Source organism: Elusimicrobiota bacterium (assembly GCA_041658405.1).
Classification (GTDB): Bacteria; Elusimicrobiota; UBA5214; order JBBAAG01; family JBBAAG01; genus JBBAAG01.
In genome coordinates, this window is record JBBAAG010000030.1 from 24038 (window position 1) to 33407 (window position 9370).

Below are 9370 nucleotides of genomic sequence, written 5' to 3' on the forward strand. Positions count from 1 at the left end.
TTTTTAGATAAATATATCTGTTATCTGTTTTAACAACAGATCAATTGAATTCTGTACTTCTATTGAAATTCCTGCACCAAATTCCAGGGTTTTAGGTTGAATCCCCACGATCAGCACGTCACAAGTGATGTATTGTAACAGGTACTGCACAAGCACGCTTGGCGGCATCATATGTGTGCTGAACGACACACCGGTGATGTTGTTTATATCAACGATTTCGATAGTCCCCGCTGGTTTCCCAAGTTCCGCAGCGTCTATAATAATTAAGTGGGTAGGGTTAAACCTTTTTATCTCACCGGTTACATTCTCAGGTGCAGTACCGCCAAAAAAAAATGCGAGCTCCATATTTGTCTTGGGTAACTTTTTAATTATTTCTTCAAGTTTTGCAGTGAAAACCATCCCCGCAACATCATCACCACGCAGGTCTGAACCAATCCCCAAAAATGCAATACGTGTAGCGTGATTAAGGAATTTATTTATTAACGGCTTACTTTTGTTCGGCTGAAGGCTTGTCATTCTTTTGTTGTTCAACCACCTGTTGTTTTACTGCGGTATCCGCTACTGCCGCGTTAACCACTGGGACAGCAGACACAGGTTTTGCCGGGTATACAATCTTTAACGCATCACGCGTAAGTGATGCAAGTTCAAATTCAGCAGAGTTAACCAACGCGTCCTTCATACACGAATCCACGCATTGCGCGCAGTATATACATTTAGCGAGGTCAAACTCTGCCTGGAACCGTTTATCCCCGACCTTAACGATTTTGATAGCATCAGAGGGACAGTCACGCATACATAGTTTACAGCCGATACATTTAGAGGACTCAAACTTTATCTTACCCCTGAAATTCTTCGGCATCGGAATTTTGACAAACGGGTAAAGTTCAGTCGCAACTTTACTAACTGCGTTCTCCAATACTTCCCTAACCATTTTCCCGGAACCATGCGCCTTATTTTGTTTACTCATTTCAACAATAATCCTTTTACCAACAAATTAATAAATACCTGGAGAAACGCCAGTGGCGCAAATACTTTCCAGCAAAGGTTTATCATCTGGTCAATCCTCAGCCTTGCAAGTACCGAATGCGCGAGCGAGACCAGGAATATTATGAATAATACTTTAATAAAATACATCACTATCCCGCCGAATAAGGGCAATCCGTACCCAAACGGTAAGAATACAGCTGCAAGGACTGATGCACCAACCACTAGTTCAATGTTTAACGCAACCTTAAAAAAAGCGAGGAGTTTACCGCTATACTCCGTAAACGTCCCTGCAACAATTTCGGTCTCAGCTTCGGGTATATCAAACGGTGTTTTCTCAAGTTTACCAAGTAACGATATCAACGCAATACATAACCCCAGTATATTAAACATCCAATACCCCGGATGTGAACTATAAAACTCAACAATCCCTTTGAACGACCATGAATCTGCAAGCATCGCCGCTGCGAGGATACACATAAACAGCGGTACTTCATACGCAAAAAGCTGGATCAACGACCTTGCCGCGCCAAGCATTGAGTATACTGACCGTGAATACCACCCGCCCAGGAAAAAGGTTAGTGTAGGAATTGTCAGTAAATATAACACCACCACTACATCGCCATTAAACGCGTATATTCCTGTCTCTGACCATAACGGTACATACATAAAAGCCGTTACCGCAGCAGTTACTGCGAATATCGGCATTAAATGAAAAATAACTTTATCCGCTGCTGCGGGGATCATATCTTCTTTTCCTATAAGTTTAATAAAATCCGCTAAGGTCTGATACCACGGCGGGCCTATACGGTTCTGCATCCGTGCATAAAATTTACGGTCAAAAAACTCTGCCGCCAGCCCGAATACAAAAAGGAATAGTAACCCTGGAAATATCAGGATATGAAAAAACAATGTTAGTAACGCCGCTATTGCTTCCACGCTTTCCCCATCTTCCCAGCGAGTGACGCGTTTAATTCCGCTAAGTTTAATCCTTTATTTTTTCTGTACCACTCAATACCGTTAACCCTCACCTCATCCCAAGTCAACACCCTGTCTTCAAGTTTAACCGTATCACACAACTTTATCATACGGTCAGTACACGAGAAACACGGATCAATTGCCGCGATGACGATCGGCATATCAGCAAGATAATTATCTTCCAGCATCTTAGATACTGCCTGGAGATTAGCCAGGGTTGGAGCGCGTACGCGTACGCGTTCAGGTTTATCAGTTCCATTACCCTTAACAAAATGCACGTCCTCACCACGAGGCGCTTCATACCGGCTAAGTGCTTCACCTGCGGGCACTTTTTTCGGTACTTTAACAACTACCGGCCCATCCGGCATTTTATCAACGATCTGTCTTAACATTTTATACGATTCCATAAGTTCCTGTACACGCACTAGTGTACGGCCGTAAACATCTGCGTGTTTATCAGTAATAACATTGAACTCAAGTTCACCGTACGCGGCATACGGATCATCACGGCGGGTATCACGGTCTACACCAGACGCCCGTGCAGTCGGCCCAACCGCACCTAAGTTTATACAATCTTCATATGACAACTTACCAACATTTGATAACCGGTTGATAAGTGTCGACTCTTCCGTAGCTACTTCAATATAATACTTTGTCCGTTCTTCAAGAACATCAACCACTTTTTTTATCTCTGCTAAATCTTCAGGTGTTACATCCCGGCGGACACCGCCCATGGTGTTCATCCCGTAATTAACACGGTTACCTGTAAGTTTAGCAAAAAGGTCCATCACAGCTTCGCGGTCACGCCAGGTATACATCAGCAATGTATCAAACCCTACTTCATGACCCGCAACGCCAAGCCACAGGAGATGGCTGTGTACGCGTTCAAGTTCAGCGATCAATGTACGGATGTACTTCGCACGTGCCGGGATTTCAATCCCCGCGATTTCTTCTACCGCCTGAACAAAACACATGGAATGCGAATGAGAACATATTCCGCATATGCGTTCAATTAAGTACTGGTCCTGGACATAGGTACGGTTTTCCGCAGCTTTCTCAATCCCGCGATGGTTATACCCGAGTTTAATATTTACGGCAGTAATTTTTTCACCGCGTAAGGACAACAAAAAACTTTCGGGTTCTTTTAAAGCCGGATGCTGCGGCCCTACAGGAACTTGAACTTCTTCCGGACCATTTTGAGGCATATAATATTACTTCCCTTCCTCATCTTTTTTCACGGGTACTTCATTATTACTCTGTTCCGGCTCTTCACCCGGCAAGTGCGACCAATCCTTACGTAACGGATACTGACCCGCCGGCCAGTCATCCGGTAACGGATACCGCCGTCCTTCCGGTAAGCCATCAACTTTCATACCAAAAAGGTCAATGAGTTCACGTTCGTATAATTCAGAATTCCTGAATGTATCAATAATACTTTTAACAACAGGATTTTCGCGGGTAACATGAGTCTTTAAATTCAAAACAATATTGTCTTTATTTACTATATGATATATCACACCAAACGTTTCGCGTTCATCCAACCCTGTAATCAATAACAAGTTATCAAATCCCAGGTCAGTGACAATATATTTCAGGATAGGTTCAAAATCTTCACCTAATGCTAAATCAGCGAATACACGGTTAGCCCGCGGGGTGGTTATCTTATCCTTAAAAACCCCGAACTTAGCTTCCAACTTACTTTTAATATCTTGAGAATTCATATTATGTTTACTCCCTATGTTCCCCGAGTATGACAGGATTAAGTTCCTTCTGAGCCTTATTATCGCCGCTATCATCCAAACTTGACAACAGTTTAACCACACCGTCAATCAACGCCTTTGGGCTTGCCGGGCATCCCGGGATATAAGCAGCTACCGGGATTGCTTTGTCAATCCCAGATTTTACGCTGTAACATCCCTGGAACACACCCCCGCTGCATGCGCAGGTACCCACGGCTACCACAAATTTTGGCGCGGGCATCTGTTCATAAATATTTTTTAACCTATCCTCAATCTGCCTGGTGATCGGCCCGGAACAGAGTATTATATCCGCATGTTTTGGCGTGCCTTTAAGCACCACACCGAACCGTTCAAGATCATACCGCGGTGTTAATGCCGCGATGATTTCTATATCGCATGCGTTACACGCACCGGTATTAAAATGTATCACCCATGGCGACTTTATCCTCGCCCAAGTAAGTATTTTTTGTTTAATACTGCTCATGATAAATAAATCACCCTCTTAACAATACTAATAAACCCGCTCCTGCACCTATGATATACACCACAGCCATTGCAAGGTTTGAAACATTAACCGCCGGGACTGTCGCTATCACCAAAACAACTACATGCAGGATTGTAAAGAAAAACGCAAACGGGAAAAACTGGCGGTAGTCCGGTTGCGGCATATGCCCGTCAAAATCTTCCCCACACGAATACGACGTAGTTTCATTCTCGCCTTTCTTAAACGCCATGCCGTTAAGCAAGAACGATACCGCAACAATCACCGCAAGTAAAACAATAAACACTACCGGCGGTGAGGAAATAAGTAAATTCAAAATATCCATACTTTATCTATCCTTTAAGATTCTTAATCCCGCGTGATTCAATACTTTTGGTATGCCTGTACACATTGACTATCAATCCTCCTGCAACAACCATTATCACAACTTCTACAACAATCAACGTAATGATCAACACCTGCGATAACGCAGTGTTCCCGGTCAACCACCCGGCTAATGCAAACAATAACGTCACTGCTTTAATAAGAATTTCAATGCCAATCAGCAGGCGTATAAGATTTGTTGTGGTAATAATACAATACAATCCCACAACAAAAAGTAATACAATAAATATTCCGTACCACTGCAGCATACCAGCCACCATCATTTACGTATCTCCTTAAACAACACAATCACGCCAATCGCGCCTGCCAATAAAATAGCTACCTGCCCAAGAAGGTCTATCTGTCGGATATCCCAGAACACTACCCGTAAACTCTCACCGATAACCGGTGTGTCATGCAGCATTATCATAGGCTGCGGTAACGGATACTTCAGCATCAGTAATCCCAGAATTAATAGTACAAACGGTAAATACCCGAACCGGCCTAACCGTTCTTTCCTGCGTTCAACTGCCTGTTCGTACGATAACCTACGGGTAAAACTGATTGTTGTAAAAAATATTACTGAAATCAACCCTGCACATACTGATAATTCAAATACCGCTGCTATGGGCGAACCCATCTGAAACACCAGTACAGCTACCAGTACGCTAACCACCGCTAGGCCGATTACCGCACGGATTAACCGTGTCCGCATAACGGTCCATACCGCTGCGATTAATAGCAATGCCAATAAAAATATATTTACAATATCCACAATACTACACCTACCTCACCAAATTCGCGGTCAGTAACACAAAATTGTTTAATACAAACGGTAACAAAATACCGGTTACTATTATAATCACTGTAAGCACAACTTCCGGGATCAAAATATCCATCCCTGCTTCTTTAACATTTTCCATCCCGGGTACTAATTGGCCATAAAACGTTTTGCGTTGCATCAACAAAAAGTACGCAAGTGTCACCACACTGGCAATAACCGCAATCCCGGCATACACTTTCTGCCCGGAAAGCCATAACGCTATGATAATAATAACCTTACTCCAAAACCCGGATAACGGCGGTACACCTGCGGTGGAAAGTAACGCCACAATATTTGTGAACGACGTCACCGGCATTTTTTGGGATAACCCACCCATTTTTGACATATCAAAATTCCCGAGTTCGTGTTCAACCGCCGCGGAGTTAACAAACAGTAACGACTTAAACACCGCGTGGTTAAAGAAGTGAAACACCGCACCGGCAACCGCCAAGGGTGTCCCGCACCCAAGTCCGAGGATAATATACCCTATCTGGCTTATACTTGAATACGCGAGCATGCGTTTCATATCATTTTGTCCTAACGCAGCAAATGCGCCAACTAAAATTGATACCGTCCCGAACAGCATAATAACATTATGAGTGAATATAGTTAGCCCAAACACCGTTGTCATCAATCTTATCATAACATACACCCCGGCAACTTTTGTTACTATCCCGCCTAATAAAACAGACACTGCCGAAGGCGCTGCGGAATACGCGTCAGGTACCCATCCGTGGAACGGTACAACACCTGCTTTAATAAATGTTCCGCAGAGGAATAACGCAGTAGCGAGTTTAATATAAAACGCTGTGTCGTTATGCTTTGCAATCACAGAAACCACATCAAATTTTACATCACCGGTAGTTAAGAACATCAACGCTATGGAGGACAGCATCAATACAGTTGCAACAGTTGAAAGTATGAGATACTTAAACGAACCTTCAATCCCAAACTTATCGTCGGTATTCAAAGCTATAAGCATAAACGATGCAACTGCTGTTAGTTCAATGAACACGTACAACGAAAACATGTCGGTTACCAATACCGTAGCGTTCATCCCCATCAACACTACCACTGTCAACAATACAAACTGGTCAAACCGTACCGCGTTCTTGAGAGTATACCTTCCCACAAACAATGCGGTGAACACCACCAGCCCTATTGACAACAACACCACAGTACTCAAACTATCCGCATGTAATGCAAACTTAAACATTCCAGTAACAAAATCCGGTGCCAGGCTCCATCTGGTAAATGGATCAATCAAAACCAGTGCCATCTGTATTATTGAAAGTATAACGGTACCAACGAACCCAACCCTCCGTACAAACGCTACACCGTTACCCGCGGGTAAGACTAATAATATTAACCACACAAAAGGTATTAATACCAGTAATGACAACATTCAATATCCCTTTTTTTTACATTATCATCAAAACAACAATCACTGTTCCCACTATTGCCCATATTATGTATAAAGAATAATCGCCGTTATGCGCTAACCTTAACCGCAGAGACACAGCATCCGCGATTTCACCAGCCAGTTTGTCGTATATCCAATCAATAAAACGGTCAAACCAGTATAGTATCCTCGCAAAAACGTTGGTTAACGACAACCCTATATCATAAGGATCAAATAACCGTTTCTCCGCAGCGTTATAAGCCTGTACTAACCCCGGTGCGTAATGAATATGTTCAGCAGCATTTAAACCCGACCCACCGCCTTTCTTTACGCCAAATACGTGGTTGATTATAGCTCCGAAGATAACAATACCGGTCATTAGTACCAAGAACCAGTTTGACGGCCAACCTGAGAACCCGTGATGTACCGTATCTTCCGTAACTTCAGCACTTGCGCCTGCACCCCCGCCGGAAACGTTCATCAATACAGGTTCAATAAAATTCTTTATCGGTAACTCGTTATACACACCGAAAAGGATACAGATACACGCAATTGCTACCATAGGTGTCAGCATCCACCAGTCAGGATCCTTGATGTCCTTACGTTCCACCCGTGCGGAATCTATGTACACCGCATGGCCAAGTTTTAAGAATGACGCTGCGGTAAAAAATGATCCCAGTAACGCCATAGCGTAGAACACAAAAAATACGGGGTTCGACTGCCCGCGGATAAACGTTCCGTCATACACAAGTTCTTTGGAGAAGAAACCGTTAAACGGCGGTACACCCGAGATTGACGCTGCTGCAATTACAAACACGCCAAATGTTATGGGCATACTCCGGAGAAGGCCGCCGAGTTTCTGGAGATCAGTCGTCCCGGCTTGTTTTTCCACAGCACCAGCAGTAAAGAATAACGCGCATTTATACATTGCATGGTTTAGCATATGAAACACCCCGCCGATAATACCCGCAGGAACACACGTACCTATCCCCAGGACCATATACCCCACCTGGCTGATAGCATGGTATGACAACAACTTTTTATAATCCTTTTGTACTAACGCCATCATTACCGCCAACAAAATTGTTACCCCGCCAAGTATCATCAATAACGTACTCAACCACGAATCCGGGGTTAACTGATACAAATCCAACGCTATTCTCGCAAGGAAATATATGCCCAACAACTTTTCCATAGATGCAGGAAGTAATGCCATAAACGGTAACGGCGCATCAACCGCAGCATCAGGGATCCAGCTGTGGAACGGCATTGATCCGGCCTTAGCGGTTGCACCGATGATCAATAACACAAACGCTATACTACCCATTGTGGACAACGGTAAATGTATCTCAGATAATGTTAATGTATCCGCCAGAAAACCTGTCATCCCGATCCCCACCATCATACAAAGATCCGAGATCCCAACAATGATGAACGCTTTTATTGCGGTTTTAAACGCAGCTTTATTCCCCACTACAATAAACCCGAATAACGGCAATAATAATCCTTCCCAGAAAAATAGCAGGAGTATGAGATTATCCGCTAACACCGCACCGTTGACAAACCCTAATGTAACCAAGAAATACATAAGGTACTGGCTGATCCCTGTTTTTTTCCACATAAACGATATGGAATACAACCCAACTGCCACAGCGAAAAAGGTTATTGCCAGCAAAATAAAACTATTAAACTTAAACACCTTCAACGCAAAATCCATACCAAATCCAGCCCAGGGAAGCGTGTAATCCATTTCTGCGCTGAACAGCAGTACCGCCACCGCGGTATTCGCAGCAATAGCTGTTAAGAACATAATCACGTTTAGTAACTTAAACTTATCATTCAAGAATACCAACACCATCCCGGCTACTACCAGCGGTATTAATATAGGTAATAATAATATTGAGTTTTCCATATATACCATTTATTCCATATAGCAACACGATTGCAGCGTATCCACAATTGTGCATGCCATTTCACTAGGATAATTAATAAACACACCTGCCGCGAGGGATAACACTGCCAGCAGTGCAACTACCGCCACCATAGTAAACGACTGTTCTTTTACCGGTACGGTCTTGGGTTCACCCAAAAATATTAAATTAAATGTCCTGAAAAGATAAAGAATTGTCATCACCGCGCCAATAACAAAGATTGTTACAATCAACATATCCTTAGTTTCAATTGCGCCACGGATAACCATAAACTTACTGAAGAACCCGCCGAACGGCGGGATACCCATAACTGAGAATGAACAAAAAAGGAACGATACCGCGGTTACCGGCATTGTGGTAATTAACCCGCCTAATTGCGTAACATTTTTTGTCTTCATATTTTGTTCAATAATCCCGGCACTCAAAAATAAGCCAGCCTTCGCTAACCCGTGCATCAGAATGTATAGCAACCCACCGGCTAATCCTATATAACTATTAACCGATAAACCTAAGAAAATAAATCCTATCTGGCTGATAGTTGAATACGCGATTATACGTTTGAGGTCAGTCTCAACAAAAGCCGCACCTGCAGCGACTAACGCGCTGAACCCCGCGATTAACGGCACAGCAGTAGTCCATATTTCGTCG

At 43.4% G+C, this 9370-nt stretch carries 12 protein-coding genes; all 12 read right to left on the reverse strand.

Annotated features, from left to right (window positions below; all coding sequences use genetic code 11):
• Positions 1–3 precede the first annotated feature (3 nt).
• A complete protein-coding gene (hycI, locus tag WC955_06725; GenBank protein MFA5858742.1) occupies positions 4–531 on the reverse strand; it encodes a hydrogenase maturation peptidase HycI in 528 nt (175 codons plus the stop codon).
• Complete coding sequence (locus WC955_06730) at positions 488–967, reverse strand: 4Fe-4S dicluster domain-containing protein (protein MFA5858743.1); 480 nt, start codon at positions 965–967, stop codon at positions 488–490. The genes hycI and WC955_06730 overlap by 44 nt, the downstream gene beginning before the upstream one ends.
• Complete coding sequence (locus tag WC955_06735) at positions 964–1923, reverse strand: complex I subunit 1 family protein (protein ID MFA5858744.1); 960 nt, start codon at positions 1921–1923, stop codon at positions 964–966. The genes WC955_06730 and WC955_06735 overlap by 4 nt, the downstream gene beginning before the upstream one ends.
• Complete coding sequence (locus WC955_06740; protein MFA5858745.1) at positions 1911–3167, reverse strand: nickel-dependent hydrogenase large subunit; 1257 nt, start codon at positions 3165–3167, stop codon at positions 1911–1913. Before WC955_06740 ends, WC955_06735 begins: the two co-directional genes overlap by 13 nt.
• Positions 3168–3173: 6 nt before the next feature.
• Positions 3174–3683, reverse strand: a complete 510-nt coding sequence (locus WC955_06745) for an NADH-quinone oxidoreductase subunit C (GenBank protein MFA5858746.1) — start codon at positions 3681–3683, stop codon at positions 3174–3176.
• Between the two features lie 7 nt (positions 3684–3690).
• Positions 3691–4185 (reverse strand): NADH-quinone oxidoreductase subunit NuoB, encoded by a 495-nt coding sequence (gene nuoB / locus WC955_06750; protein ID MFA5858747.1) that lies wholly within the window; start codon positions 4183–4185, stop codon positions 3691–3693.
• Between the two features lie 10 nt (positions 4186–4195).
• A complete protein-coding gene (locus WC955_06755; protein ID MFA5858748.1) occupies positions 4196–4528 on the reverse strand; it encodes a hypothetical protein in 333 nt (110 codons plus the stop codon).
• Between the two features lie 7 nt (positions 4529–4535).
• A complete protein-coding gene (locus tag WC955_06760) occupies positions 4536–4850 on the reverse strand; it encodes an NADH-quinone oxidoreductase subunit K (GenBank protein MFA5858749.1) in 315 nt (104 codons plus the stop codon).
• On the reverse strand, positions 4847–5341 hold the full coding sequence (locus WC955_06765; GenBank protein ID MFA5858750.1) for a hypothetical protein: 495 nt from the start codon (positions 5339–5341) through the stop codon (positions 4847–4849). Before WC955_06765 ends, WC955_06760 begins: the two co-directional genes overlap by 4 nt.
• A gap of 10 nt (positions 5342–5351) precedes the next feature.
• Positions 5352–6794 carry a proton-conducting transporter membrane subunit gene (locus WC955_06770; protein ID MFA5858751.1) on the reverse strand — a complete coding sequence of 481 codons (1443 nt, stop codon included), beginning with the start codon at positions 6792–6794 and terminating at the stop codon, positions 5352–5354.
• Between the two features lie 16 nt (positions 6795–6810).
• On the reverse strand, positions 6811–8703 hold the full coding sequence (locus WC955_06775; GenBank protein ID MFA5858752.1) for a proton-conducting transporter membrane subunit: 1893 nt from the start codon (positions 8701–8703) through the stop codon (positions 6811–6813).
• Positions 8704–8712: 9 nt separating this feature from the next.
• Positions 8713–9370: proton-conducting transporter membrane subunit (locus WC955_06780; GenBank protein ID MFA5858753.1), on the reverse strand; the 658-nt coding region annotated here is incomplete at its 5' end.

Bases quoted from the DNA above. Each gene is read 5' to 3' on its own strand.
- WC955_06760 (MFA5858749.1), bottom strand. From the start codon at position 4,850: ATGATGGTGGCTGGTATGCTGCAGTGGTACGGAATATTTATTGTATTA.
- WC955_06730 (MFA5858743.1), bottom strand. From the start codon at position 967: ATGAGTAAACAAAATAAGGCGCATGGTTCCGGGAAAATGGTTAGGGAA.
- WC955_06775 (MFA5858752.1), bottom strand. From the start codon at position 8,703: ATGGAAAACTCAATATTATTATTACCTATATTAATACCGCTGGTAGTA.
- WC955_06745 (MFA5858746.1), bottom strand. From the start codon at position 3,683: ATGAATTCTCAAGATATTAAAAGTAAGTTGGAAGCTAAGTTCGGGGTT.
- WC955_06770 (MFA5858751.1), bottom strand. From the start codon at position 6,794: ATGTTGTCATTACTGGTATTAATACCTTTTGTGTGGTTAATATTATTA.
- WC955_06740 (MFA5858745.1), bottom strand. From the start codon at position 3,167: ATGCCTCAAAATGGTCCGGAAGAAGTTCAAGTTCCTGTAGGGCCGCAG.
- nuoB (MFA5858747.1), bottom strand. From the start codon at position 4,185: ATGAGCAGTATTAAACAAAAAATACTTACTTGGGCGAGGATAAAGTCG.
- WC955_06755 (MFA5858748.1), bottom strand. From the start codon at position 4,528: ATGGATATTTTGAATTTACTTATTTCCTCACCGCCGGTAGTGTTTATT.